Raw genomic sequence first — 24,639 nt, 5'->3', positions numbered from 1 at the left:
GCCCGGGAAACGACAACGCCCCGCAGCTGCGGGGCGTTGCCGGTCGCGCATGGAACCGGTGCTTACCAGTTCATGTTCAGCGAGACACCCACGGTGCGCGGTTCGTTGTAGACCGCGGCCATGTAGTTCTCGATCACACCCTTGAGGTTCTTCTCGTTGGTGATGTTGCGTGCGAACAGTGCCACTTCGTAGGCACCGTAGTTGCCGGAGTAACCCAGCTTCAGGCCGCCTTCGAAATCACCCTTGGAGTTGAACTCCTTGCTGTCGTACAGGACGAAGCTGGTGTAACCCTGCTTGTTCCAGTCGGTGGACACGAACATGGTGCCGGCGTCGCTGACCGGGAAGTCGTAACGTGCAGCGAAGTTCACGTTGTACTTCGGCGCGTTCGGCAGCGGGTTGCCGTCGATCTGGGCGAAGGTGTTCGCACCGACCTTGATGGTCGGGTCGTTCACGGTGCACACCACGGCGCCGTTCAGCGCGCAGACCTGCGCATACACGCGCTTGTCCTGGATCTCGCTGTGCAGCAGGCTCAGGCCGGCGCTCAGGGTCAGGTTCGGGATCGGGCGCAGTTCCATGTCGGCTTCAAAGCCGTAGGCCTTGGCCTTGTCGGCGTTGAACAGCACGCCGTTGCCGTCCGAATCGTTGCCGTTGAGCTGGATGTCGTTGACGGTGTAGGTGAATGCAGTAGCGTTCAGGCGCAGACGGTTGTCCCACAGGCTGCTCTTCACGCCCGCTTCCCACGACAGGATCGTTTCCGAATCGGCGGTGGTGAAGTCGGCGTTGAACACGGCCGAACGGCCCTGGATCGTCGGGCCGCGGAAGCCACGTGCCACCTTCGCGTAGACGCTCACGTTCGGGTTGAACTGGTACATCGCGCTGAGGTCCCAGCTCGGGGTGGTGTCGGACATCTTCACGTCCGTACGGCCCTTGTAGGTGACCACGCCGGCAGCGGTGTCAGCGGTCTTCAGCAGGCGGGTGTGCTTCTCGTCCTTGGTCTGGCGCAGGCCAGCGGTGATGCTGAACCTGTCGGTGAAGGCGTAGCTGATCTGGCCGAAACCGGCCCACGAGGTGTTCTTGTTGCGCAGGCGCACCCAGTTGTTCGGGTTGCGGGCGGCGCCCTGCAGGAACCACGCGCGCTGGTAGAAATCAGTGGTATCGCTGCCGTTGAAGTAGAACGCACCGGCCTGCCACTGCAGGGCGTTGTCATCATGGCTGGCCAGGCGGAATTCCTGGGTCCACTGGTCCAGGTCGCGGATCTGGCCCATCGACTGGCCGTAGCCGTTCGGCACACCGTTGACCGGGAAATTCACCGCGGCGCCGCCGTCAGTGTCGCCACGGCTGTAACCAGAGGTGGTTTCGTAGGCGGTGATCGAGGTGAAATCGACCGCGCCGAAGTCGTAGCGCGCCTTCACCGAGCCGCCGTAGGTCTTGTAGGCCTGCGGGTTGTTGTCGGCTTCGTCGTAGGCGACCTTGTCGCGCGGCACGTCGGTCTGGTTCGAGCCCTTGGTCAGCGCGTTGCGCAGGAACAGGGTCGAGGTGCCGTCGTAGTCGCGGGCGTGTGCCGAGGCCAGGATCGAGAACTGGTCGCTGGGCTTGAGCAGCAGCTGCGCGCGTACGTTGCGGTCGTCGAAGCCGCCCATCGCGTTCTTCTTCGGGCTGACCGTGCCATCGGCGCTGGGGCCGGTGTAGGTGTTGTCGACGTAATCGTCGCGGTGCTGGTACAGGGCCGACACGCGGAACGAAGCGACGTCGTTGATCGGGCCACCGAAGCCACCATCGAGCGAGACACTGTTGTAGCTGGCGTAGCTGGCGCTGACGCGACCGGTGTACTCATCGGTGGGCTTGAGCGTATCGAACTTGACGATGCCGGCGGTGGTGTTGCGGCCGAACAGCGAGCCCTGCGGGCCGCGCAGCACTTCCACCTGGTCCACGTCATAGACCGGGTTGGACTTCAGCACCACGTGTTCCAGCACCACGTCGTCCTGGATGATCGACACCGGCTGCGAAGCACCCAGATAGAAATCGATGTTGCCCAGGCCGCGGATGTAGAAGCGCGGGAAAATGCGGCCGGTGGTGGTTTCCGCATACAGGCTCGGCACGCGGCCGGACAGCGCCAGCAGGGTGTCGTCGCCGCCGGCGGTGAAGTCACGCATGCGCTCGCCCTGCACCACGCCCACCGACACCGGCACGTCCTGCAGGTTCTGTTCGCGGTGCTCGGCGGTCACGGTGATCGTGTCCAGCGCGGTCGCGCTCGGCGCGGCGTCCTGCGCGGCCGCGCCGAAGCTGGCGGCCAGGGCCAGGCTGGCGCAGGCCAGGGCCAGCGGGTGGCGACGGAAGGAGACGAAGGACGACAGGCCCGACGAATGGCGGGAATCGGTATGGGAAGGCATCGAGAGCTCTGAGGAGGCATCCGTGCGGCCTGCGCGGGCCGGGCGGTAGAGAGGGGGAACACTGCGCAAGCGTCCATTATCGCCCGGATTGTTACGATTTCGTTGCGCACCCCGTCGCAGTCAGCTTCCCGCCTGCTGCTGCAAAGTGCGCCAGCGCCCTATTCCTGCGCCGCGCCGGAAGGCCCCGACCCGAGCACCGTGCGCGCACCCGGCTGGCCGTCGGCGCTCACGGTCGCCACCGCATGCAGGTGGTCCAGGCGGATGCGGTGCTCACCCTCAGGTGCGTCCAGCAGCAGGAATTCCTCCTTGTCCGCTGTGCTCTCGGTGGTGCGCGCACGCGCCACGAAGCGGCGGCCGTCGCGCAGCTCGACCTGCAGCAGGGCCCGGTGCAGGCAGGCGATCTCCAGCACATCGTGCAGGTCGCAATCCAGCGGCTGGTAGTCGGTCATGTGGCGTTCTCACGGGGCGGCTGAGCGCGCAGGGTGACATGCCAGCCGGGGCGCTGCTTGGCAAGCCCAGACGGCGGCGCTACACTGGCCCCGCCGTGGGGCCATAGCTCAGCTGGGAGAGCGCGTCGTTCGCAATGACGAGGTCAGGAGTTCGATCCTCCTTGGCTCCACCACTTTTCAGAGAAGCCCGTAGATCGCAACGATCTGCGGGCTTTTTCTTTGGGCCCCGGCAGCAGGGACACGCTGGTGCCCGACGCACCCCCGGAAGTCGCGCGCCCCCCTCCTGCGCCCCACTCAGCCCGGCTCCTGGCTGCCGTCTTTCCGATGCGGGCGGCGCGAATGCGCGTCATGCACCTGTTGGTCCTGCTGGCCGGGCCGCTGCTTTGCGACCTCATCCTGGCGACGATCCTGGCGGCTCTCCTGCGCACCCTCACGGGCCTGCTGCTGGTTGGGGTTCTGCTTGTCATTCATCGGGGACGTTCCCGCCGGCAACAGGCCGGTCTGGCCCTGCCATGCTGGGCGCGCGCCAGTGATGTGGCAGTCACGCCACCGCGAGCGGCGCGTGCACGAACAACGCGGCACTCAATCCTGCAAGCACTCGCGCACGGCAAACGGGTGCCCGCAGGCGCTGCAGGTGGAATGGCCGAAGGCCAGCGCCAGCAGGTGCTCGGCACGGGCATCGCCGTCGCTGCGCACCTGCTGCAGCAACCAGTGCTCGGCCACGCCCACCGGCTCACCCGGCAGCAGCGCGCGGGTCGCCGACGGAGTGCCGGACACCGGGTCCTCATGGCAGACATACGGCGCTTCAGCATCCAGCGTGCAGTACAGATCGGCCATGCAGGCCACGCACTCGCCGACGATTTCGCCTTCTGCAAGCCGGCCCAGGTGCTGCGACCAGGCTTTTTCCCCGCTCAGCCCCAGCCAGGCCTGGCGCAGCCAACCACGCTCACCATGCCCGTCGGCAGACAGCGGCACCGCATCGTCTCCGGTGTCCTGCAGCCGCTGCTGCACGTGCCCGCGCAGCGCCTGGATGACGTCGCCATGCGCCTTCAGCCCCGGATCGCCGGTGGCCGAGCCGGCCACGATCGCCCCAGCCAACAGCAGCGGATCATCACGGTCGTGGCGTCCGGGCTGGCGGGCAATCGCCAGCAGTACCGGCAGCGCGGCATGGCTGGCGGTGTAGACCGTGCCCTGGTGGCACAAGTGCGACCAGATGTCGTTCCAGTCCTGCCCATGCGCAGGATCGGTCAGCGCCTCCAGCAGCTGGCCGGCCTCGGCAGCGTCGCCATAGGCCCCCTGCAGCGCGCCCCAATCAATGGCGTGGACGGCAGCGCTCTGATGCATGCCCTTTCCTGTCAATGCGATAGGCGCCCAGCATGACCGATCCGCCTCCCATCTGGACAGCAGGCTTGTGTGTGGCAGCTGCACGCGGCCACACTCGGTGCACCCCAACCGCACAAGGATGCGCCATGACCCGTACTTCCCTGCTTGCTTCGCTGTTCATTCCCCTGCTGCTGGCCAGCGGCTGCGCCCACCGCCAGACCACGCAGGTGCCACCGGCACCCGGCGTGATCGTTGCCGACGCGGCCGTTCGCGCCGCGCAGGACGATCCAGCGCGCGGCATCACCGGCACCTTCGCCCTGGCCGTGCAGGCCATCGGCAGCGACCACGGCACCCTCTACCTCAACAGCGAACGCGACTACCGCCATCCGCTGAACATCTCACTGGCGATCAGCCCGGCGCTGCAGCCCGCACTGGAAGACACGCTGGGCGTGAAGCTCGCCACGCTGCAGGGCCAGCGGATCCTGGTCAATGGCACTGCACACCGGGTCCGCATCGCCTTCATCAGCGCCAACGGCAAGCCGAGCAACAAGTACTACTACCAGACGCATATCCGCGTGACCGACCCGGGCCAGGTGCAGTTGGCGCCGTGATCCCGCAGCGCCGGGACCCGCACCGCCTCAGGTGCGGGTGATCGACACCCCACCTTCCACGCGCAGCGCACTGCCGGTAACAAAACTGCTCTCGTCGCTGGCCAGAAACAGTGCGGCGCTGGCGATCTCCTCCGGCTCGGCCATGCGCTTGAGCGCGTGCAGCGAACGCACGAACGCACGCGCGTCCTCGCTGGCTGCCGCCTGCCGACCCATTTCGGTGTCGGTACCGCCCGGCAACAGCACGTTGCTGCGGATGCGCTGCGCCCCGTACTCGGCCGCGATCACCTGGCTCAGCCCCACCAGCCCCGCTTTGCTGGCCGCATAGGCGGCCATGCCGGGAAAGCCCACGGTGTGGCCGACAAAGGTGCCGATGAACACCAGCGATCCCCCGCCGCGGGCCAGCAGCGCTGGCAGCTGCGCACGGGCGGCATGGAAGGCGGCATCGAGATTGGTTGCCATCACCTGCCGCCAGTCCTCGGGCGCCAGCTCGGCCGTGGGCCGGCTGGGACCGAGCATGCCAGCGTTGTTGATGGCGATGTCCAGGCCGCCATGAGCCTGCCGTGCAAGCTCGACCAGGGCCCGCGCGGTGGAGGGTTCGGCCACGTCGCCGGCATGCACCACCACCTCGCCACCCGCGCCGCGGATGTGGCTGGCCAGTTCCTGCAGGGGCTGCAGGCGCCGTGCGTTGAGCACCAGTCGCGCGCCTTCGGCAGCGAAGCGAAGCGCGCAGGCGCGGCCGATGCCGGCACTGGCGCCGGTGATGAGGGCGATCTTGTCGTGCAGGCGCATGTCCGGTCTCGTTGGCGGAAAGTGCCGCCACGGTGCCGTCTCGGCGGCAGGCGGACACTCCGTTTCCTGCCCTCGTCAGCGCGGCAGGAAACGGAGTGTCCGCTCACCTGCCGCATGCCAGAATCCGCCCATGGACAGTTCCACCCCTCATGCCGATGCCCGTGTCGAACGGGTCTGCCGCCGCCTGCAGGACAGTGCGGAAGAACCCACGCTGCAGCAACTGGCCGACCTCGCCGGGTGCAGCCCGACGCAGCTGCACCGCGTGTTCAAGGACGCCACCGGCGTGACCCCCAAACAGTACGCCGCTGCGCTGCGCGCCGATCGCCTGCGCGCGGGCCTGCAGCAGCACGGTCGCATCACCCATGCGTTCTACCAGGCAGGCTTTGGTTCCAGCGGCCGCTTCTACGAGAACGCCCCGCGCCTGCTGGGCATGACGCCGCGCCGCTGGCAGGCCGGCGGCCAGGGCGAAACCCTGCACTTCGCCATTGCCGAAACCACCCTTGGCAGCGTGCTGGTGGCCAGCAGCGGCATCGGCGTGGTCGCCATTCTGCTCGGCGATGACCCGGACGCATTGCTGCAGTCACTGCAACAGCGCTTCAGCCGCGCCGAGCTGGTCGGTGCCGATGCCGGCTACGAACAGCGGGTGGCGCAGGTGGTGGGGCTGGTGGAAGATCCCGCGCGGGGGGCGAACCTGCCGCTGGACATCCGCGGCACCGCGTTCCAGCAGCGGGTATGGCAGGCCCTGCAGCAGATTCCACAAGGGCAGACCGCGTCCTATGCCGACATCGCCGCGCGCATCGGTGCGCCCCGGGCCAGCCGCGCGGTGGCCCGCGCCTGTGCCAGCAATCCGCTGGCGGTGGCCGTGCCCTGCCACCGCGTCGTGCGCCGCAATGGCGATCTGTCCGGCTACGCCTGGGGCGTGGAGCGCAAGCGCGAACTGCTGCGCCGCGAAGCACCCGCCAGCGCCTGAACGCCAGCACCGTCTCCTGCGCCGCTACCCCGCACACGCAGGATCAAGCACTTGCGCGCACGCAGTCGGCAATGTGAAGGTTTTTTGCCAAAACGCTTGCCGAAAGCAGTCGACCTCCGTAATATGCGCGTCCTCGGCAGCGACCTCGCTGCAACGAAACAAGTGGCCGAGTAGCTCAGTTGGTAGAGCAGGGGATTGAAAATCCCCGTGTCGGCGGTTCGATTCCGTCCTCGGCCACCACTTTCGAAGGCCTGCAGAAATGCAGGTCTTTTTTTTCCGGCCACTGCGTCCGCGCGGTTGGCCTGCCAAACTGGCCGAGTAGCTCAGTTGGTAGAGCAGGGGATTGAAAATCCCCGTGTCGGCGGTTCGATTCCGTCCTCGGCCACCAGTTTGAAGACCTGCAGAAATGCAGGTCTTTTTTTTTGCCCCTTCGCTGCCGGCGCTACCCGTCGCGGTCGGCCGAGCAGCCGTTCACATCCCGCCCCCGCCACTGGCCTACGCTCGAAGCCCACGCCCGGAGCCCGCCCATGCCGATGCGCCTGCGCCCTGCCCTGCTGACCTGCCTGCTGCTGGCCGCCGCGCCGGTCTTCGCCGCTGAACCCGTGCGCGCCGTCGAGGCCCTGGACATCGATCGCTACGCCGGCCAGTGGCACGAAATCGCGCATCTGCCGGTGTCGTTCCAGAAGCAATGCGTGGGCGAGATCACCGCCAACTACGGCCTGCGCCGCGATGGCCGCATCAGCGTCACCAACGCCTGCCGCAATGGCGATGGCGAACGGGTAGTGGCCGAAGGCGTCGCCCGTCCGGTGGAAGGCCAACCCGGCCAGCTTCAGGTGCGCTTCGCTCCCGACTGGCTGAGCTGGGTGCCGCTGGTCTGGGCCGACTACTGGGTGATCGCGCTGGACCCGGACTACCAGTGGGCCGTGGTCGGCGAACCGGACCGCAGGTATCTGTGGATCCTCTCGCGCCTGCCGGACATGGACCGCACCCTGTTCGAGCAGCTCAAGGCCAAAGCCGAAGCCATGGGTTACGACCTGGCGCCGCTGCGGCTGATGGCCCCGCTGCGCGATTCCGCGCCGCCACCGGCCGACTGAATCCCGCCTTCGGCGCCGCTTCGCGCGCGCCCGCGGTCATCCTCACGCGCTACCCTCTGCGAACGGTCGCCACAGGCGATCCATTCCACCATACGCCGTAGTATGCTTATCCCACGCACCCCCTACAAAGGACCTGCGCCCATGCTCCACCGTGTCCGTTTCGCCTTGATCGTCCTGTGCACCCTGGCCCTGGCTGCTTGCAGCGATGGCATCGTCAAGCGTGTTTCGGAACCGGCGGCCAGCCTGCAGCAGCTCACCGTGGGCGCCGACGGCAACTGGACCGTGGCGCTGCGCCTGCAGAACTACAGCTCGATGCCCATGACCTTCGACGACGTGGCGCTGACCCTGACCGTCGGAGACACCGAAGCGGGCACCCTGCAGGCCAAGCCGGCCATCTCCATTGGCGGCACCTCGGCCGACGTCATCAACCTCACCCTGGTGCCCAGCTCCGGCGCGCGCCTGGTCGTGGCCGACGCCCTGGCCGGCAACCGCACCCTGGCCTACGGCCTGAAGGGCACGGTGGCCGCCACCCCGCAGGAAAAGAAGCAGCGCAGCTTCGACATCAGCGGCCGCAGCACCCTCAACCAGGCCCCGGGCCTGCCCGGCGTGCTGCGCTGAGTTCCTCATTTCGCTGCGGCATCGCCTGCCGCACCCCTTTGTCCTGATCGAGACGTCACCGATGAGCAGCTACACCGCCCCGCTTTCCGACCTCCGTTTCGCCCTGCACGACGTGCTCAAGGTCGAACCGCTGTTCGCCCGCCTGGGTTTCACCGACGCCACCGCCGACGTGGTCGATGCCGTGCTGGAAGAAGCCGGCCGTTTCAGCGCCAGCGTGCTGGCACCGCTCAACAGCGTGGGCGACGAGATCGGCTGCGTGCTCGACCAGGCCACCGGTGAAGTGACCACCCCGCCCGGCTTCAAGCAGGCCTACGACCAGTTCGTCGACGGTGGCTGGACCGGCCTGACCGCCGCACCGGAACTGGGTGGCCAGGGCCTGCCGCACACCTTGGGCGTGCCGCTGAACGAAATGATCAACGCCGCCAACCTGGCCTGGGGCAACTTCCCGCTGCTCTCCCACGGCGCCATCGAAGCGCTGAAGCAGCACGGCGAGGCCTGGCAGCACGACGCCTTCCTCAAGCCGCTGATCGAGGGCCGCTGGACCGGCACCATGTGCCTGACCGAACCGCATTGCGGCACCGACCTGGGCCTGCTGAAGACCAAGGCCGAGCCGAACGCCGACGGCAGCTACTCGATTACCGGCACCAAGATCTTCATCACCGCCGGCGAGCACGACCTGACCGAGAACATCGTGCACCTGGTGCTGGCCAAGCTGCCCGACGCCCCTCCGGGCGCCAAGGGCATCTCGCTGTTCGTCACCCCCAAGTTCAAGGTCGACCGCGACGGCAACGTCGGCGAGCGCAATGCACTGCGCTGCGGCTCGATCGAGCACAAGATGGGCATCAAGGGTTCGGTCACCTGCGTGATGAACTTCGACGGTGCGCAGGGCTACCTGGTGGGCCAGCCGCACAAGGGCCTGCAGGCCATGTTCACCATGATGAACACCGCACGCCTGGGTGTCGGCCTGCAGGGCATCGGCCTGTCCGAGCGCGCCTACCAGAACGCGCTGAAGTACAGCCGTGAGCGCCTGCAGTCGCGCGCACTCAGCGGCGCCAAATTCCCTGAGAAGGCGGCCGACCCGATCCTGGTGCACCCGGACGTGAGGCGCATGCTGCTGACCATCAAGTCGCTGGTCGAAGGCAGCCGCCTGCTGGCCCTGCACGCCGCCACGCTCATCGATGTGGCCCACAGCGCCGACGATGCCGCCGAGCGTGAGCGCGCCGACACCCTGGTCAGTTTCCTCACCCCGATCTCGAAGGCCTGCCAGACCGAATGGGGCATCGAGAACACCTACAACGCCCTGCAGTGCTTCGGTGGCCACGGCTACATCCGCGAACACGGCATGGAGCAGCTGGCCCGCGATGCGCGCATCACCACGCTGTATGAAGGCACCACCGGCATCCAGGCGCTGGACCTGATCGGCCGCAAGACCGCGTCCAGCCAGGGCGCCGGCCTGAAGCTGATGCTGGCCGAGATCGAAGCGTTCGCAAAGGAACACGAAGGCAACGAGGCACTGTCCGAGTTCATCGGCCCGCTGCAGGCCAAGGCCGCTGAGTGGGGCAAGCTGACGATGGACGTGCTCAAGCGCGCCGCCGGCAACCCGGACGAACTGGGCGCAGCCAGCTACGACTACCTCTTCTATTCGGGTTACGTGGTGCTGGCCTACTGGTGGGCCCGCAGCGTGGCCGCCGCCGACGCCAGCGCGCACGGCGCCGCCTTCGCCCAGGGCAAGCGCGAAACCGCCCGCTTCTACTTCGCCCGCGTGCTGCCGCGCACCCTCGCCCACGCCGCCGCGATGCAGGCCGGCGCCGCCCTGCTGATGGCCATGGACGACGAGCGCTTCGGCGCCTGAGCCCACACTCACCAGTAGATCCACGCCATGCGTGGATATCCCAGTAGATCCACGCCACGCGTGGATATCCCAGTAGATCCACGCCACGCGTGGATAAGGGGGTCAGAGCCCTTTCCTGCGGAAAGGGATCCGACCCCGGCCCGGCAGCCCGCGCGATGCACCTGGAGGAGAGCCCCCCTTTGTTAAGGGCGCGCGCCAACGGCGCGGGGGATAGGAGGAATGCGCGGACCCGAATGTTGACGATTTGTGTATCGCCGACTGGCGATACACAAATCGTCAACATTCGGGTATAAGCTGTTCTCCCGATGGAGACAGACACTACACGCTTGGGTCTGATCGAAGCCGGAGCCTCGATTTCTGCTCCGGGCGCCGCGTCATCGCCCAATGCCAGCCCGCTGCATCGCCCCGGCACCGTCCGCCTGCTCTCGCTTGACGCCCACGGACGCGTCCTGGATTGGATCACCTGGCAGGACGCCGCCTGTCTCTACGCCCGCAATGCGGTGTCCTGGACACTGGGCGACCCTTGCCTGCACATCCACGGCGGCACCAACCGGCTCAGCGGCCTGCAGAGCGGCATGGACCTGCATCCGATCATCGCCGCCCGCGGCCACGCCCGCTCGCGCGCCCCGGACCCCACGCCGAACCTGACCAACCCGGCCCTGTTCGCCCGCGACGCCCACCTGTGCCTGTACTGCGGCCAGCAGTTCAATCGCCCCACCCTCACCCGCGACCACGTCATGCCGCTGTCCAAGGGCGGCCTGGACTGCTGGGAAAACGTGGTCACCGCCTGCTTCCAGTGCAACTCGCGCAAGAGCAACCGCACCCCGCAGCAGGCCAACATGCCGCTGCTGGCCATCCCCTACCGGCCCAGCTGGATCGAGCACCTCATCCTGTCCAACCGCAACATCCTGGCCGACCAGATGGCCTTCCTGAAGGCGCAGCTGCCCAAACGATCCAAGCTCAGCACCTGAACACCGGCCCCGGCGACCCTCACCGTCCTGTCACGGGCGGCGGCGTTTGCTTGCCCCACCCCCGATTGAGGGCGAAAATGGGCGTTCAGAACAAGTGCGAACACGATGATCGACTCTGCCCGCTATCCCCGCCTCGCGCGCATCCAGACGCCCGATGACCTGCGTACGTTCGACGAATCCGAAATGCGCGCGGTCGCCGATGAACTGCGCGCCTACCTGATCGAATCGGTGGGCAAGAGCGGTGGCCATTTCGCTGCCGGCCTGGGCGTGATCGAACTTACCGTGGCCCTGCATTACCTGTACCAGACCCCGCACGACCAGCTGGTCTGGGACGTCGGCCACCAGACCTACCCGCACAAGATCCTTACTGGCCGCCGCGACGAGATCCACACCGTCAAGCAGAAGGACGGCGTGGCGCCGTTCCCCAAGCGCGAGGAAAGCGAGTACGACACCTTCGGCGTCGGCCACTCCTCCACCTCGATCTCGGCGGCGCTGGGCATGGCCATTGCCCGCCAGGCTGCCGGTGACGAGCGCCAGGTGGTGGCGGTGATCGGCGATGGTGCGATGACCGCCGGCATGGCCTTCGAAGCGCTGATGCACGCCGGTGGCATGGATCCGGAGCCGAACCTGCTGGTGATCCTCAACGACAACAACATGTCCATTTCCGAGGCCGTCGGCGGGCTGACCAAGATGCTCGGCCGCGCCACCGGCAGCCGCACCCTCAATGCACTGCGCGAGGGCGGCAAGAAGATCCTGGGCGACAAGAAGAACAACCCCGCGCGCTTCGTCAAGCGCTGGGAAGAACACTGGAAGGGCATGTTCGTGCCGTCCACCCTGTTCGAGGAAATGGGCTTCCATTACACCGGCCCCATCGACGGCCACGACATGCCCGCCCTGCTGTCCACGCTGAAGACGCTGCGCGCCTCCAAGGGCCCGAAGCTGCTGCACGTGATGACCACCAAGGGCAAGGGCTACGAGCCGGCCGAGGGCGACCAGATCGGTTACCACGCGGTCGGCCCGTTCGATCCTGACAAGGGCCTGGTGGCCAAGGCCGGCGCCAAGAAGCCGACCTACACCGACGTCTTCAGCGACTGGCTGTGCGATGCCGCCGCCGCCGAGCCGCGCCTGTATGCCATCACCCCGGCCATGCGCGAGGGCTCGGGCCTGGTGCGCTTCAGCCGGGAGTACCCGCAACGCTACTTCGACGTGGCCATCGCCGAGCAGCATGCGGTGACCCTGGCCGCCGGCATGGCCACCCAGGGTGGCAAGCCGGTGGTGGCGATCTATTCCACCTTCCTGCAGCGCGCCTACGACCAGCTGGTGCATGACGTGGCCATCCAGGACCTGGACGTGCTGTTTGCGATCGACCGTGCCGGCGTGGTCGGCCCGGACGGCGCGACCCATGCCGGCAACCTCGACCTGAGCTTCCTGCGCTGCGTGCCCAACATGGTGGTGATGGCACCGTCCAATGAAGCCGAGTGCCGGCAGATGCTCAGCACCGGCCTGCAGCACCCGGGCCCGGCCGCCGTGCGCTACCCGCGCGGCAGCGGCACCGGCGTTGACGCCGGCACGGATCTGTCCACGTTGCCGATCGGCAAGGGCGAGCTGCGCGTGCAGGGGCATCGGATCGCCCTGCTTGCGTTCGGCAGCACGGTCAGCGCCGCCGAACAGGTGGGCCGCGAACTGGGCCTGAGCGTGGTCAACATGCGCTTCATCAAGCCGCTGGACCGCGAACTGGTGCTGGCGATGGCCAACAGCCACGACGGCCTGGTGACCATCGAAGACAACGTGGTGGCCGGTGGCGCCGGCTCGGCCGTGGCCGAGCTGCTGAATGCCGAAGAGGTGCTGCGCCCGATCCTGCATCTGGGCCTGCCGGATGCTTTCCAGCACCACGCCAGCCGCGAAGACCTGCTGGCCGAAGCGGGCATCGATGCCGCCGGCATCCGTGCGGCCGTGCTGAAGCGCTGGCCGAAGCTGGCCAGCGGCACCCCGCCACTGAGCGCAGCGAGCTGAGTAGATCCACGCCATGCGTGGATGGCGGCATCACCCGTAACTGACCGCCTCCACGAACGCGCCCCTGGATTCCACGCGCACCGCAGCGCGCTGCCCGGTGTCGGTAAAATGCAGGCGCGCGAGGGTTTCGGCGAAATCGAAGGCGCGGACACCGTCGCGGAACTCGATCGGCTCCGGCTTGTCCGGGTGCAGCACGCGCCACTGGCGCTGCTCACATTGCAGTCGGATCAACATGCGTTGCTCACTCCTTGAACAGCGTATCGATGACGGTGGGTACACCGGGGGGGCGCCCTGCCCCCGGCTGCCGACGATACGAGGAATGAACTGTGACCGCCATCAGGGAACTCTGATTTTCTGCCCCCTGATGCGACCGCTCAGTTGATCTGGAACTGGGCCCGGCAACCGTCGCTGACCCAGACGCCCCGACGGTCCCAGCCCCAGGTCCGGCCTTCCACGCAGGGGCTGCGCGAATCCTGCCGCACCAGGCGCACGTCGCGGCGGATGCGCGCGTCGCAGTACTTCTGCCGGCGATCATTGGAGTGACAGGCGATCATCTGGCCGCCGTTGCCGCCCCAGCCGCCGCCGTGGCCCCGGCCGCCGCGGGATTCGCCCACGAACTCGGCGCGGCAGCCCTGGGTGACCCAGACCCCGCCGCGTGACTGGCCCCAGGTGCGGCCCTCGATGCACGGTGAGCCGGACAACTGGCGGATCAAGCGCGCCCGTCCGTCCACACGGCATTCGTTGCTGCGGTTTTTGATCGATTCGCAGCGCACCACGCCACTGCCATGGTCATCACGCCCGTAGTGCTGGGCCTGCGCCGCACCGGCTGCCAGCAACGATGCCGGCAGGGCACACAGAATTGCGATACCCAGGATTCCCTTGCCCACTCCACATCTCCAGATGGATTTCCGTGGCGCAAGCATCCGGCATTCGCCCCCGCAAGCAAAGCGCACAGAGCCCCGGCGCTGCCCCGCCGTTCAAGCACCTCACTGGCAGCTGACCGTCCCCCCCCGCGCATGACCATCAGTCCTTGCCATTGCCCAGCGTTTGCGGCGCACCCAGATTGTGTTCGAACGCAAAGGCGAACAGCTCCGCATCGTTGGTGAATCCCAGCTTCCTCATGGCCGAAATCCGCTGCCGGCTGATGGTACTGACCGTGCGCCGCAGCTGCTGGGCGATCGCGGTGATGCATTGTCCTGCGGCATACAGGCGCAGGACTTCCAGTTCCTTCGGTGAAAGCACCGACAGCGAGCGCACGCGATTGAGGTCCTGCAGGCAGTAAGCCAGCTCCGGATCGACATAGCTGCGCCCGCTGAGCACGGTGTCGACGGCCTCACGCACGTTCTCGATACCACTGCCTTTGTGGACCAGCCCACGTACCCCATCACGCAGCGCCATGTTCAGCGATGCTGCATTGGTGGTGACGGTCGCCAGGATCACCGGCACATGGGGGTGATTGCGACGCAGCGCCTTCAACATCGCGTGTCCGTCGGGCCGGCCACCGGCAGGCATCGAGAAGTCTGTGACCACCAGATCCACCTCGGTATCGGCCATCGCCGCCAGCAGCCCTTCGGCATCGCTGGCCTGCGCCACCACGCGATGCCGCGCATTGGATTCGATCACATGACGGACGCCCAGCAGGACCAGCGGATGATCGTCCGCGATGACGATTCGAGTGAGCATGGAATGACCTGTGCGTTGTCGCGCGGTAGTGCGTCCGCAGAAAGCTAGTGCCGCTTCACGGCAGCGTCAACTTAACAATGCGGCGCATCGCCAGAAACCGGCCATTAACTCCAGCCGGCACTCGGATTTCCTATTTGTTGCATGCGCTGCAAGCATTATGAAAAAACACGCGGCAACGCATCTTTCCCATTAATGGCATGGAGACGCATGACAAAAGCCGTTTACATAACGACCTCCCACCACGCGTTGCTCCCCATTCCACCATGGTCCGATACCGTCGGTATCCTTTCGAGGATCTGCAACCCCCCAACGCACCTGCCACCTTGCCTGCGGCCGCGTTGCCGTTCGTGCAGCAGCTGCGCCTGCACCTCACGACAGAGACACCCGGGATGCACCGGCCCCCCTTCGCGGCCGTGCTGCATGACGATGCGACGGTGTGCTGGCTGGATGCGAAGAACGACCGTCTGATGACTACCGCACCCGCGCCGGTCGCCCTCACCCTGCTCAGGCAGCTGTTGTCCAAGGCGCCCCCCCCTTTGCGCCTGGCACCGGTCAGCGAAGAAGCGTTCGTGCAGAAGGCGTTCGTTTCCAGCAACATCCCGCTGCGTCCTACCCTCTGGGATATCGGCCTGCAGACCGCAGGCCAGGGTCGCCTGATCGAGCCGTTGCCGATGGAAGCGCGTCTGCGCCTGCGGCGCTGGCCGGACTTCCGCATCCTGGCCCATCGCCCCGACCACTTCCGCATCTGCGCGCTGCTGATCAAACAGGGGGCATCAGTGGAGGCCTGCTGCCAGATCCTGGACATGCAGGCGCACACGGTGCAGGCCTTCTTCAACGCCGCGTTTCTCACTGCCTATGCCTTTCCGGTCATGGGCGAGGAAGTGCCCGTTCGCCCCTCCCCCACCGACAGCCTGGCCAACCTCTGGCGCCAGCTGCGCATCCGCTGGAGTGCATGACCGTGCGTGAGCACAAGATCGTAGTAATGGGCCCGCTTGGCGCGGGCAAGTCGACCCTGGTGCAGACCCTCACCGAGGGCCGCGCAGTGGTGACCGAAGCGCGCAACACCGACCCCAGCGTAGGCAAGCAGTACACCACGGTGGCCATGGACTACGGCGATATCGACCTGCCCGGCGGTGATCGCCTGCGCCTGTATGGCTCGCCCGGCCAGCAGCGCTTTGCCTACCTGTGGCCCATCCTGCTGTCCGGAGCCGAAGGCGCCATCGTGCTGGTGGACGGCAGCGAACCGGTGGCCGCCACGCTGGCGGGACAGCACCTTCAGGCCATTGCCGAAACCGATCCGGCGCTGCCAGTGGTGATCGGCATCACCAAGTGTGGCGCTGCCAGCGATCCCGTGCTGCCTGCATGGCAGGACTGGCTGGATGAACATGCCTGTGGCATGCCGGTGCTGCTGCTGGACCCGCGCGACATGGCGCAGTCGATCACTGCCATGGACCTGCTGATGAGCCAGATCGAATGCAACGCAATGGCCGCCGCCCATGGCTGACTCCGCGCGCGCCACGCCTGACAGCCCGCTCATCGCCTCCGCACTGCGCACCCTCGTCCGCGATGTCGCCGGCGTCCAGGCCATCGTCGTTGCCAGTACCGATGGCTTCGCACTGGCGCAGGACGGCCCGCAGGGACACACGGCCGACCGCCTGGCCGCCATGACCAGCTCCATGCTGGGCCTGGCCGGCGCGCTGGGGCGCGAACTTCGTTTCGGCGAACTGGACACGCTCATCCTCGATGCAGCGCACGGCAAGGTGCTGATGCTGGCCATTCCCGGCGCACAGCCACGCCTGCTGATGACCGCCTGCGACCACAGCTGCGTGATCGGCAACGTGCTGTGGCACGCCAAGCAATGCGTACGCGTCGTGGCCGACAGCGCGAAAGGATGAATGTCCATTGCCATGCTCAAGCGTCTCTTCACCTTCAGACACCCTCAACGGACCCGTGAAATGAACACAGCCATCAACAAATGCCTCGAAACCCTCATGCAGATCAACGGCGCGCAGGCCGTCGCCCTGGTCGACTACGAAAGCGGCATGCTGCTGGGCGAGGCCGGTGCCGGGGTGGACATGGAACTGGCCGCCGCCGGCAATACCGAAGTGCTGCGCGCGAAGATGAAAACCGCCGAGGCGTTGAACCTCAATGACAGCATCGAGGACGTGCTGATCACTCTGGGGCGCGCCTACCACGTGCTGCGCCCGGTGTCGGCCAAGAAGGGCCTGTTCTTCTACGTCGTGCTGGACCGGCAGAAGGCCAACCTGGCCCTGGCCCGGCGCATGGTGCTGGATGTGGAAACCTCGCTGGCCCTGTAGCACCACGCAGACCGATCATGGCAGGGGACGGGAGCGCCGGGGCCGCTCGGGGAGAGCGGCCCCGGCCCGGGTACCCACCCCTTGCCTGCGCCATCACCACGGGAGACCTGCGCATGCACCCTCCTGCTGCCGGAACGGCGCGCAGACCGACTGCAGCATTGCAGCGGTGGGCAACTACAGGCATCAGCGGCGCCTTGGCGCTGCTGTGCCTCCTGGTAATCCGCTCGCCTGCACTGGGCGAGCGCGCGCAGCTGCACGACGCTGCCGGCGCACTGGCACGGGCGATCGCTGCGATTGAACGCAGCTACGCCGACAGCAATCTATACCTCCGTGACCACCACCTGGCACTACCCGGCAGCGCGCGTTTCTGCACGCAGCTGCGGGTACGCCTGCCGGACAGCGGCCATGCCCGCCTGGTCTGCCACCTGCGGCCCACGGCAGACCTGCGCGGCACCCTGATGCTGCAGCGCTCGCCTGACGGCACGTGGCGCTGCCGTGGCGAAGGCATGGATGAAATGCTGCTGCCGGCGCATTGCCGGGATTAACTGAAATGCACTCATTTCATTATTCGTAAAAGCAGCCGGAAACACCGTCCAGCACGATACTTTCCCATTCCTTGAATATCCCGCCCCCGCACCAGGTGATTACCTATGAACGCGCCGCGAAAACAGCTCGCGGCCAGCATTCACATCACCCAAAGCACGAAGGATATTCATGGACATCTCCTCCATCCGCACCCGCGCGCCACATTCCCGGCAGAACGGTTTCTCGCTCATTGAACTGATGGTGGTGGTGGCGATCATCAGCATCCTTGCGGCCATCGCGCTGCCGCAGTACCAGAAGTTTGCTGCCAAGGCCAAGCTCGGTGCAGCGCTGGCCGAAGTGACACCCGGCAAGGTCGGTATGGAAGCCCTGCTGGCTGAAGGCTCGGACCTGACGGATGTCAGCCCGAAAATGGTCGGCCTGCCAGGCTCCGCATCGCGCTGCAGTTCGTTCGAAGTGTCGTTGGCCGCCGACGGCGTGGGCAGCCTCGTCTGCAACCTGAACCCCGAAAGCGCATTTGATGGCGGTTCGGTATTGAGCCTGGAACGCGATACGGATGGCATCTGGACCTGCACCAGCGACGTCGGCGACCAGAACGTCCTTCCCGAGTCGTGCCGGTCCGGCGCATAAGAAGTTCCTGCAGGCGGGAGAAATGATCTCCCGCCTGCTGAAAGCACCTTCAATCCTGGATGAGATTTACATGATTCTTTCAACCACATCCACAGACTGCACAGCGCCTGCCGTCAGGCGCGATCAAGGCTTCTCACTGATCGAACTGATGGTAGTCGTGGCGATCCTCGCCATACTCGGCATGATCGCCGTGCCGCAGTATCAAAGACATGTGGCGAAAGCGAAGATGGCAGCGGCGCTGGACGAGATTTCAGTTGGCACGCGGGTGCTCGACCTCATGCGCATCGAGGATGAGGCCGCGATTGATTACGGCCCACTGGAGCCGGAGTACATCGGGTTGAGCTCGAAGAGCAAGCTTTGCGTTGAGATTCTCGTGAACCGCGACGAGTTCTGGTGCACCCTGAAACCTGATCCGGTCATGGGACCCAGCCCGCACATCGGCTTCCTGCGCGACAATCACGAGAATACGTGGGAATGCAGTGGTAGCGCGGGCGATGGTGGGCAGGATCTGCTACCCGACCAGTGCCGCTATCGTCCGCGCGGGCCCTGAGTACGTACCCCAGCACATCACCTGGCCATGCACGAAGCTTTTGCCCTGGCACTCCCTGCCTCGTCGTCTGACAACGAACCGTTGTACGCGCCGGAACGTCCAGCCCTACCTTCCCAGACCTGGGTCATCGCCGACCCCAACCCCTGGCTACGCCGCGAACTGACCCACCACATCAGCACACACCTTGGCGGCGCACGGGCAGGCGAAGCCCGTTCGCCGTCCGAGGTGCTTACGCTGATCGCCGATCCACGCTGCCGGGTGCTGGTGATCGACCCCTGCATGCCCACCGTGGGGCAGAGTGACGGCATGCCGCTGCTGCGCCGTATCCGCAGCCTGCGCGATGATCTGCTGGTACTGGTATTGACGCAGCATCCTCGCCACATGCTGCGTGATCACGCGTTGCCGGCCGGCATCGAACACGTGTACGCCAAAACGGTAGACCCCGCCTGGTTGTGCCGCTTCATTGCTCCGGCACTTGAGCCGCGCGGCGCTACCCCGCCCTTAGCGCCCCTTCGCGAAGAAGGGGCCTGACGGCCATCAACGGCTGAACTGCACCGCGTCCACCGTATTGCCCAGTGCTTCCACCCGCACCGTGCTGTCCTGGCCGGTGCGCCGGTGGTGGTCGCTTGCCCGCGCGATGGCCGCATCGAAGGCGGCAGCACCGCTGGCAAAGGGCTCGGGGACGGCAGCCGCCGGATCCAGCACGGACCAGCGTTCGGCATTGCACTTGACGGTAATGACCATGTCGGACTCCTTGAGGGCAAGAGGCAGCGGCGCCAGGCCATCTGCGGTTGCCTCCACCGTAGGCAACGGGTCAGGGAGTTCCTATCGGATTAGTACGAAAAATGCCCGCCGGAGCATCAGAGCAAGACCCCCATCACATCCCTGAGTCGGTTTAGTGAAAGTTTTCCGTGACTCTTGTCACGAAGTCAGCAGAGCTTCACACTACGCTCACTAACAGGGGCCCCTTCCACATGCGCACCTCGCTTCCGCTGCAGCGTTCGACCTTGCTCAAGTTCTACTTCCTGGCCAGCTACCTGGTCCTGCTGGAAGAAGTGGTGCGCGCCAGCATCAGCTGAGCGCTTGTTGCCCCGGGCGATGCGGCCGACACTGAGGCCCCCGGACCCGGAACAAGGCCGATGAAGACCACCACCCCAGCGGTGCTGCTTGTACTGGCACTGACCGGCTGTGCCCATCCCAAGCCCACACCTGCCGGCGCGGCCGCAGCGCCTGCGCCGGTGGTTGGCGGTGATCGCGACCCCCACGGCTGCATCGGCTCGGCCGGCTACCAGTGGTGCCAGCGCAGCGGGCGATGCGAGCGCCCGTGGGAACTGGCCCAGGCCCAGGGCCTGGCCAATACGGCCGAGGCCATCGATGCCTGGTGCGCGCTGCCACGCACGCCCGCGCGCAAGTAGAATTTCCGCATGTCCGACCTCAGCCCCCTGCCCCGCCTTGCGCCGGGCCGCTACCGCCATTTCAAGGGCGGCCTGTATGAAGTGATCGATATCGTGCGCAGCAGCGAGACCCTGCAGCCGCAGGTGCTGTACCGCGCACTCTATGGCGAAGGCGGCCTCTGGGTGCGCCCCTACGCCATGTTCGTCGAGCAGGTTCCCGGCGAGCACGGCCCGCAGCCGCGCTTCGCCCGCATCGAAGACTGACCCCGGCGCATCATCGCCCACGCGCGGGCGATGACCGGCTGCGCTACAATCATACCGTCCAGTCGGTTTCTTTTCCCATGTCCGCATCGCCTGCCCCAACCCGCCGCAAGGCGCCCGATCTCGTGCGCCAGGCCCTGCTGGACGCCACTGCCCGCGTGCTCGGCCAGAACGGATCTGCTGCATTGACCGTGCAGGATGTTGCCCGTGCCGCCGGGGTCAGCAAGGGGGCGCTGTTCCACCACTTCAGCAGCAAACAGGCGCTGTTGGACGCAACCCTGAGCGCGATGCTCGATGATTTCGAGCAGGATCTGCGCGCGCACATGCAGCTGGCGCCTGCCGGCCACGGCTGCTTCACCCGCGCCTATGTGCAGGTCACCTTCGACCATCTGCTGCAGCAGACCCGCGACAACGACATCGGCCTGACCATGGCCAACCTGCTGGAACCGGCAATGCTGGCCCACTGGCGTGATTGGATGCGCGGCATGCTGGCGCAGTTCCCGGGCGAGGCAACCGATCCCCGCCTGTATGCGGCCCGCTGCGCCGCCGATGGCTACTGGGCCACGGCCTATGGCCGCCCCCTCGACGAGGAGGAACGTCGCAACGCCCTGGCGATGGCGGCCGAGGCATTGAAGCTGTGTGAGCCGGCCTGATCTGGAGCCCGTGATGAACCCCTACCTCTACCTGGCCGCCGCCATCGCCCTGGAGGTAATCGCCACCTCGCTGCTGAAAGCCTCCGAGGGCATGAGCCGCCTGCTGCCGACCCTGGGCGCCCTGGCCTGCTACGGCGTGTGCTTCTACCTGCTGGCGCTTACGATGAAATCCATCCCCACCGGCATCGCCTACGCGATCTGGTCGGGCGTGGGCATCGTGCTGATCTCGGTGATCGGCCTGCTGGTGTTCAAGCAGCGCCTGGACACGGCGGCCCTGATCGGCATCGGCCTGATCTGTGCCGGCGTGCTGGTCATCAATCTGTTCTCGAAAAGCAGCACGCACTGAGCGGGCGCGCTGCGGCCTGCTGATGGCGGCGAGGCGGTCAGGCGACCTTCTTGGCGATGCTCATGCCGATGAGGAACAGGATCACCGCGATGATGATGCCGGCCCAGAAGAGGAACTTGGCAATGCCGACCGCGGCGCCGGCGATGCCGCCGAAGCCGAGCACGCCGGCGATGAGGCCGATGACGGCGAAAATGATGGCCCACTTGATCATATCGATCCTTTCCCCTGGGGAATGCTGACGGTATGAACAGGTTAAGCCGCGTGCGATGCCTGCCCTGTGAGCGTGCCGCGCGCGCGACGTGAACGATCAGCGCGGGCGGAAGCGCAGCAGCGCGACCGCAAAGGCCAGGAACACGCTGCCCACCAGCCGCTCGAACCAGCGCTGCGCGAAGGGCATGGCCAGCCAGCGGCGCAGACTGTGGCCGCCGGCGGCATACATCACGTACCAGAACAGCTCACAGCTGGCGAAGGTGGCCACCAGCACCGTGTACTGCAGGCCCTGCGCACGCGCCGGATCGACGAACTGCGGCAGGAACGCGGCGGCGAACAACAGCAGCTTGGGATTGCTCAGGCCGACCAGCAAGCCGCCCCTGAAGACCGCCCACGCACTGTCTGCGGGCGCCAGCAGCGGCTCGTTGCCGCTGTCTGCCGGGACCGGACGGAAGCTGTCACGCCACGCCTTGATGCCCAACCACGCCAGGTAGGCCACGCCCAGGTAGCGCAGCACCTCGAACAGCATCGGCGAGGAACGCAGCAGCGCACTCAGGCCCGCCGCCGAAGCGGCCAGCACCAGCAGCATGGCGAGCAGGCAGCCAGCCATGGCTGGGACGCTGCGGCGGAAACCCAGGCCAACGCTGCGGCCGAGGATGTGCAGCATGTTCGGCCCCGGCGTGCCGCACAGCACGAAAACCGTGGCCAGGAACCACCACCAGGTATGCAGGGCCATCGTTGTTTCTCGACGCGGGAAGTCCACCAGCTTACGGGTTGCCTGCGTGCTGCGGTACGTACAGTGCAGGCCGTGGGTGACGGTTACAGAATCGGGCCTGCACACGATGGCGGGGCTGTGCTGCAATGGCGCTTCCTGCACGGAGACACGCATGAAGACCCTGGGCCTGATCGGCGGCATGAGCTGGGAAAGCTCGGCACAGTACTATCGCCTCATCAACGAAGAGGTCCGCCAGCGGCTGGGCGGTGCGCACTCGGCGCAGCTGCTGCTGTGGTCAGTGGATTTCGCGCGGATCAAGCAGCTGCAGCACGACGGTGACTGGGAAGCGCTGGGCGGGGAAATGATCGATGCCGCGTGCCGCCTGCAGGCCGGTGGCGCCGACCTGCTGGTGGTCTGCACCAACACCATGCACAAGCTGGCCCCGCAGCTGGAGGCCGCCTGCCCGCTGCCGTTGCTGCACATCGCCGACCCGACTGCCGCCGCCATTCTGGCTACAGGCGTGCGCACGGTCGGCCTGCTCGGCACGGCCTTCACCATGGAAGAGGATTTCTACTGCGGGCGGCTGCGCGAGCGTTTCGGGCTGCAGGTGCTCGTACCGGAGGCCGACGACCGCCGCGACGTACACGACATCATCTACCGCGAGCTGATTGCCGGCGTAGTGAGCGAGACCTCACGGCAGGTCTATGTGGAGGTCATCAAGCGCCTGGTCGCACGCGGCGCCGAAGCGATCATCCTGGGCTGCACCGAGATCATGCTGCTGGTACGCGAGCAGGACAGCCCCGTGCCGCTGTTCGACACGACCACCCTGCACGCCCGTGCTGCGGTGGACGCCGCCTTGGCAGACCCTGTGTAGCGTCGAGCTTGCTCGACACTACGACGCCTGCACTTCCAGCGCGGTCACCAGCCAGTCGACCACCGGCGGCGAATCACACAGGAAGAACACGGCATCGCCGCTGCGGGCTTCGGTCAGCATGCGGTACACGCTGATGGCCACGCCGGACTGGCTGGCAATGAACACTTCGCCGCTGCGTGGGCCGTCGACCTGCCGTGATTCGCGCTGCAGCGCCTTGCGCGCGGCAACGGTGTCGGCCGGTTCGGCTTCGCGGGTCAGTTCATGCCCCCGCAGCCCCCAGGCTACGAAAATACGCTTGCCCTTGAACGTCGTGTCCAGGACCTGCACGTCGGCCGCGCCTGCGCCGGCCGAGCGATGAATGACGATACTGCTGATCAACGCAACCCCCTGTGGTCGTCGTGGTCTGCGCATCGTCCAGCACGCCCGCCGCAACCGCCGTTGGCAGGTGCGGGGACGCAGCCGATGCGATCAGATGTGCGCCGATGATAAGGGAAGTACCGCGCCGTATGGACTGCGGGCCTGAACGCCGGGTATTCGCGCGCCACAGGTAAAAAAAAACCCACGCATTGCTGCGCAGGCTTTCTGTTTCACAACAGTGGTCGGGACGGCCGGATTCGAACCGACGACCCTCTGCCCCCCAGGCAGATGCGCTACCAGGCTGCGCTACGCCCCGACTGATGCTGCGATGTACCCGCCAGTGCGGCGGGCCGTGAAGTATAGCGGATTACGCGGGGTTTTGGATCACCGGCGAAGCAATTGCAGCACTTCTTCCAGCTCCATGCGTACCTGCTTGATGATCTGGTTGCTCAACGCCGATTCCTCGCGTGCATCCGGACCATCCAGGCGCAGGCGCGCGCCACCGATGGTGTAACCCTGTTCGTACAGCAGGCTGCGGATCTGCCGCACCATCAGCACGTCGTGGCGCTGGTAGTAACGACGGTTGCCGCGGCGCTTGGCCGGCTCAAGGCTGGGGAATTCGGTTTCCCAGTAGCGCAGCACGTGCGGCTTGACGTCGCACAGCTCGCTTACCTCACCAATGGTGAAGTAGCGCTTGGCCGGGATCGGCGGTAGTTCGCGGTTACTGCCCGGATCCAGCATAAGCTTCCACCCTCTCCTTGAGCTTCTGGCCCGGACGGAAGGTGACCACCGTGCGGGCGGAAATCGGAATTTCCTCACCGGTCTTGGGGTTGCGACCCGGGCGCTGGTTCTTGCGCCGCAGATCGAAATTACCGAAGCCGGACAGCTTCACCTGACGTCCCTGTTCCAACGCTTCACGCAGCACATCGAAGAACGCGTCGACGAATTCCTTGGCTTCCCGCTTGTTCAGACCGACTTCGTCGAACAGCTTTTCCGCCATCTCCGCCTTGGTCAATGCCATTGCC

Annotated in this window: 34 protein-coding genes and 4 tRNA genes; 23 read left to right on the top strand and 15 right to left on the bottom strand. The window is 66.4% G+C overall.

Annotation, left to right across the window (positions count from 1 at the left end; translation table 11 throughout):
- Nucleotides 1–62 precede the first annotated feature (62 nt).
- Together VER16_RS01710 and VER16_RS01705 are read right to left on the bottom strand one after the other, a co-directional pair.
- Nucleotides 63–2,390, bottom strand: a complete 2,328-nt coding sequence (locus VER16_RS01710; protein WP_324805138.1) for a TonB-dependent receptor — start codon at nucleotides 2,388–2,390, stop codon at nucleotides 63–65.
- Between the two features lie 158 nt (nucleotides 2,391–2,548).
- Nucleotides 2,549–2,839, bottom strand: coding sequence for a Rho-binding antiterminator (locus tag VER16_RS01705; RefSeq protein WP_324805137.1), 291 nt, complete (start codon nucleotides 2,837–2,839; stop codon nucleotides 2,549–2,551).
- 97 nt (nucleotides 2,840–2,936) lie between these two features.
- Between VER16_RS01705 and VER16_RS01700 the strand changes: the two genes are divergently transcribed.
- Nucleotides 2,937–3,012 (top strand) — tRNA-Ala (locus VER16_RS01700).
- Between the two features lie 121 nt (nucleotides 3,013–3,133).
- Here the strand turns inward: VER16_RS01700 and VER16_RS01695 are convergent.
- Nucleotides 3,134–3,310, bottom strand: a complete 177-nt coding sequence (locus tag VER16_RS01695) for a hypothetical protein (protein WP_324805136.1) — start codon at nucleotides 3,308–3,310, stop codon at nucleotides 3,134–3,136.
- A 111-nt stretch (nucleotides 3,311–3,421) separates the two neighbouring features.
- Nucleotides 3,422–4,183 carry a hypothetical protein gene (locus VER16_RS01690; RefSeq protein WP_324805135.1) on the bottom strand — a complete coding sequence of 254 codons (762 nt, stop codon included), beginning with the start codon at nucleotides 4,181–4,183 and terminating at the stop codon, nucleotides 3,422–3,424.
- A gap of 125 nt (nucleotides 4,184–4,308) precedes the next feature.
- Here VER16_RS01690 and VER16_RS01685 point away from each other — a divergent pair, with 125 nt between their 5' ends.
- The gene (locus tag VER16_RS01685) at nucleotides 4,309–4,773 is read left to right on the top strand and encodes a hypothetical protein (protein WP_324805134.1); all 465 of its coding nucleotides are present in this window, start codon (nucleotides 4,309–4,311) and stop codon (nucleotides 4,771–4,773) included.
- A 27-nt stretch (nucleotides 4,774–4,800) separates the two neighbouring features.
- Here VER16_RS01685 and VER16_RS01680 read toward each other — a convergent pair whose 3' ends face one another.
- Nucleotides 4,801–5,562 carry an SDR family oxidoreductase gene (locus tag VER16_RS01680; protein WP_324805133.1) on the bottom strand — a complete coding sequence of 254 codons (762 nt, stop codon included), beginning with the start codon at nucleotides 5,560–5,562 and terminating at the stop codon, nucleotides 4,801–4,803.
- A 130-nt stretch (nucleotides 5,563–5,692) separates the two neighbouring features.
- Between VER16_RS01680 and VER16_RS01675 the strand changes: the two genes are divergently transcribed.
- The 8 genes from VER16_RS01675 to dxs all read left to right on the top strand — a co-directional run bounded on the left by VER16_RS01675 (nucleotide 5,693) and on the right by dxs (nucleotide 13,080).
- A complete protein-coding gene (locus tag VER16_RS01675; RefSeq protein WP_324805132.1) occupies nucleotides 5,693–6,532 on the top strand; it encodes a methylated-DNA--[protein]-cysteine S-methyltransferase in 840 nt (279 codons plus the stop codon).
- 164 nt (nucleotides 6,533–6,696) lie between these two features.
- Nucleotides 6,697–6,772, top strand: a tRNA-Phe gene (locus VER16_RS01670).
- A 72-nt stretch (nucleotides 6,773–6,844) separates the two neighbouring features.
- Nucleotides 6,845–6,920: transfer RNA gene (locus VER16_RS01665), tRNA-Phe, on the top strand.
- A gap of 145 nt (nucleotides 6,921–7,065) precedes the next feature.
- A complete protein-coding gene (locus tag VER16_RS01660; protein WP_324805398.1) occupies nucleotides 7,066–7,626 on the top strand; it encodes a lipocalin family protein in 561 nt (186 codons plus the stop codon).
- A 141-nt stretch (nucleotides 7,627–7,767) separates the two neighbouring features.
- Complete coding sequence (locus tag VER16_RS01655; protein WP_324805131.1) at nucleotides 7,768–8,244, top strand: LEA type 2 family protein; 477 nt, start codon at nucleotides 7,768–7,770, stop codon at nucleotides 8,242–8,244.
- 61 nt (nucleotides 8,245–8,305) lie between these two features.
- A complete protein-coding gene (locus tag VER16_RS01650; protein ID WP_324805130.1) occupies nucleotides 8,306–10,096 on the top strand; it encodes an acyl-CoA dehydrogenase C-terminal domain-containing protein in 1,791 nt (596 codons plus the stop codon).
- A gap of 305 nt (nucleotides 10,097–10,401) precedes the next feature.
- Nucleotides 10,402–11,067 (top strand): HNH endonuclease, encoded by a 666-nt coding sequence (locus tag VER16_RS01645; RefSeq protein WP_079222565.1) that lies wholly within the window; start codon nucleotides 10,402–10,404, stop codon nucleotides 11,065–11,067.
- A 105-nt stretch (nucleotides 11,068–11,172) separates the two neighbouring features.
- Nucleotides 11,173–13,080, top strand: coding sequence for a 1-deoxy-D-xylulose-5-phosphate synthase (gene dxs / locus VER16_RS01640; protein ID WP_324805129.1), 1,908 nt, complete (start codon nucleotides 11,173–11,175; stop codon nucleotides 13,078–13,080).
- Nucleotides 13,081–13,110: 30 nt separating this feature from the next.
- On the opposite strand, the gene VER16_RS01635 is transcribed toward dxs, so the two are convergent.
- The 3 genes from VER16_RS01635 to VER16_RS01625 all read right to left on the bottom strand — a co-directional run bounded on the left by VER16_RS01635 (nucleotide 13,111) and on the right by VER16_RS01625 (nucleotide 14,763).
- Nucleotides 13,111–13,314, bottom strand: a complete 204-nt coding sequence (locus VER16_RS01635) for a hypothetical protein (protein ID WP_324805128.1) — start codon at nucleotides 13,312–13,314, stop codon at nucleotides 13,111–13,113.
- Between the two features lie 140 nt (nucleotides 13,315–13,454).
- A complete protein-coding gene (locus VER16_RS01630) occupies nucleotides 13,455–13,967 on the bottom strand; it encodes a DUF3011 domain-containing protein (RefSeq protein ID WP_414716003.1) in 513 nt (170 codons plus the stop codon).
- 136 nt (nucleotides 13,968–14,103) lie between these two features.
- Entirely contained in the window at nucleotides 14,104–14,763 is a 660-nt protein-coding gene (locus VER16_RS01625) for a response regulator transcription factor (protein ID WP_324805127.1), read from the bottom strand.
- A 389-nt stretch (nucleotides 14,764–15,152) separates the two neighbouring features.
- On the opposite strand from VER16_RS01625, the gene VER16_RS01620 reads away from it, so the two are divergent.
- The 8 genes from VER16_RS01620 (at nucleotide 15,153) to VER16_RS01585 (ending at nucleotide 19,335) form a co-directional block, all read left to right on the top strand.
- The gene (locus VER16_RS01620) at nucleotides 15,153–15,719 is read left to right on the top strand and encodes a hypothetical protein (protein WP_324805126.1); all 567 of its coding nucleotides are present in this window, start codon (nucleotides 15,153–15,155) and stop codon (nucleotides 15,717–15,719) included.
- Nucleotides 15,716–16,267 carry a GTP-binding protein gene (locus VER16_RS01615; protein ID WP_324805125.1) on the top strand — a complete coding sequence of 184 codons (552 nt, stop codon included), beginning with the start codon at nucleotides 15,716–15,718 and terminating at the stop codon, nucleotides 16,265–16,267. The genes VER16_RS01620 and VER16_RS01615 overlap by 4 nt, the downstream gene beginning before the upstream one ends.
- A complete protein-coding gene (locus VER16_RS01610) occupies nucleotides 16,260–16,658 on the top strand; it encodes a roadblock/LC7 domain-containing protein (protein WP_324805124.1) in 399 nt (132 codons plus the stop codon). The genes VER16_RS01615 and VER16_RS01610 overlap by 8 nt, the downstream gene beginning before the upstream one ends.
- Nucleotides 16,659–16,718: 60 nt before the next feature.
- Nucleotides 16,719–17,081 carry a hypothetical protein gene (locus VER16_RS01605; protein ID WP_414716002.1) on the top strand — a complete coding sequence of 121 codons (363 nt, stop codon included), beginning with the start codon at nucleotides 16,719–16,721 and terminating at the stop codon, nucleotides 17,079–17,081.
- 194 nt (nucleotides 17,082–17,275) lie between these two features.
- Nucleotides 17,276–17,626, top strand: a complete 351-nt coding sequence (locus VER16_RS01600; protein ID WP_324805123.1) for a pilin — start codon at nucleotides 17,276–17,278, stop codon at nucleotides 17,624–17,626.
- 169 nt (nucleotides 17,627–17,795) lie between these two features.
- Nucleotides 17,796–18,254, top strand: coding sequence for a pilin (locus VER16_RS01595; RefSeq protein ID WP_324805122.1), 459 nt, complete (start codon nucleotides 17,796–17,798; stop codon nucleotides 18,252–18,254).
- Nucleotides 18,255–18,276: 22 nt separating this feature from the next.
- Complete coding sequence (locus tag VER16_RS01590; RefSeq protein ID WP_324805121.1) at nucleotides 18,277–18,804, top strand: pilin; 528 nt, start codon at nucleotides 18,277–18,279, stop codon at nucleotides 18,802–18,804.
- 27 nt (nucleotides 18,805–18,831) lie between these two features.
- The gene (locus tag VER16_RS01585) at nucleotides 18,832–19,335 is read left to right on the top strand and encodes a response regulator (RefSeq protein ID WP_324805120.1); all 504 of its coding nucleotides are present in this window, start codon (nucleotides 18,832–18,834) and stop codon (nucleotides 19,333–19,335) included.
- 6 nt (nucleotides 19,336–19,341) lie between these two features.
- On the opposite strand, the gene VER16_RS01580 is transcribed toward VER16_RS01585, so the two are convergent.
- Nucleotides 19,342–19,548, bottom strand: coding sequence for a hypothetical protein (locus VER16_RS01580; protein ID WP_324805119.1), 207 nt, complete (start codon nucleotides 19,546–19,548; stop codon nucleotides 19,342–19,344).
- A 395-nt stretch (nucleotides 19,549–19,943) separates the two neighbouring features.
- Between VER16_RS01580 and VER16_RS01575 the strand changes: the two genes are divergently transcribed.
- From VER16_RS01575 to VER16_RS01560, 4 genes are all read left to right on the top strand, one after another.
- Nucleotides 19,944–20,219: a hypothetical protein gene (locus tag VER16_RS01575; RefSeq protein WP_324805118.1), complete on the top strand. Its 276-nt coding sequence runs from the start codon at nucleotides 19,944–19,946 to the stop codon at nucleotides 20,217–20,219.
- A gap of 9 nt (nucleotides 20,220–20,228) precedes the next feature.
- Nucleotides 20,229–20,462: a DUF1653 domain-containing protein gene (locus VER16_RS01570; protein WP_324805117.1), complete on the top strand. Its 234-nt coding sequence runs from the start codon at nucleotides 20,229–20,231 to the stop codon at nucleotides 20,460–20,462.
- 77 nt (nucleotides 20,463–20,539) lie between these two features.
- Nucleotides 20,540–21,112: a TetR/AcrR family transcriptional regulator gene (locus tag VER16_RS01565; RefSeq protein WP_324805116.1), complete on the top strand. Its 573-nt coding sequence runs from the start codon at nucleotides 20,540–20,542 to the stop codon at nucleotides 21,110–21,112.
- A gap of 13 nt (nucleotides 21,113–21,125) precedes the next feature.
- Entirely contained in the window at nucleotides 21,126–21,458 is a 333-nt protein-coding gene (locus VER16_RS01560; RefSeq protein WP_324805115.1) for an SMR family transporter, read from the top strand.
- A gap of 37 nt (nucleotides 21,459–21,495) precedes the next feature.
- On the opposite strand, the gene VER16_RS01555 is transcribed toward VER16_RS01560, so the two are convergent.
- The gene (locus tag VER16_RS01555) at nucleotides 21,496–21,669 is read right to left on the bottom strand and encodes a DUF1328 domain-containing protein (protein WP_200751934.1); all 174 of its coding nucleotides are present in this window, start codon (nucleotides 21,667–21,669) and stop codon (nucleotides 21,496–21,498) included.
- 96 nt (nucleotides 21,670–21,765) lie between these two features.
- Nucleotides 21,766–22,404 carry a LysE family translocator gene (locus VER16_RS01550; protein ID WP_324805114.1) on the bottom strand — a complete coding sequence of 213 codons (639 nt, stop codon included), beginning with the start codon at nucleotides 22,402–22,404 and terminating at the stop codon, nucleotides 21,766–21,768.
- Between the two features lie 151 nt (nucleotides 22,405–22,555).
- Here VER16_RS01550 and VER16_RS01545 point away from each other — a divergent pair, with 151 nt between their 5' ends.
- Nucleotides 22,556–23,257, top strand: coding sequence for an aspartate/glutamate racemase family protein (locus VER16_RS01545; RefSeq protein WP_324805113.1), 702 nt, complete (start codon nucleotides 22,556–22,558; stop codon nucleotides 23,255–23,257).
- A gap of 18 nt (nucleotides 23,258–23,275) precedes the next feature.
- Here VER16_RS01545 and VER16_RS01540 read toward each other — a convergent pair whose 3' ends face one another.
- The 4 genes from VER16_RS01540 to VER16_RS01525 form a co-directional block, all read right to left on the bottom strand.
- Nucleotides 23,276–23,668 (bottom strand): hypothetical protein, encoded by a 393-nt coding sequence (locus VER16_RS01540; protein WP_324805112.1) that lies wholly within the window; start codon nucleotides 23,666–23,668, stop codon nucleotides 23,276–23,278.
- A 185-nt stretch (nucleotides 23,669–23,853) separates the two neighbouring features.
- Nucleotides 23,854–23,930 (bottom strand) — tRNA-Pro (locus tag VER16_RS01535).
- Nucleotides 23,931–23,998: 68 nt separating this feature from the next.
- A complete protein-coding gene (locus VER16_RS01530) occupies nucleotides 23,999–24,355 on the bottom strand; it encodes a MerR family transcriptional regulator (protein WP_005410431.1) in 357 nt (118 codons plus the stop codon).
- On the bottom strand, nucleotides 24,336–24,635 hold the full coding sequence (locus VER16_RS01525) for an integration host factor subunit alpha (RefSeq protein WP_005410432.1): 300 nt from the start codon (nucleotides 24,633–24,635) through the stop codon (nucleotides 24,336–24,338). The genes VER16_RS01530 and VER16_RS01525 overlap by 20 nt, the downstream gene beginning before the upstream one ends.
- Nucleotides 24,636–24,639 lie beyond the last annotated feature (4 nt).

This window comes from Stenotrophomonas sp. (assembly GCF_035634915.1).
Classification (GTDB): Bacteria; Pseudomonadota; Gammaproteobacteria; order Xanthomonadales; family Xanthomonadaceae; genus Stenotrophomonas.
The sequence above is the reverse complement of the archived record's forward strand: the minus strand, read 5'-3'. Positions and strand labels throughout refer to the sequence as shown.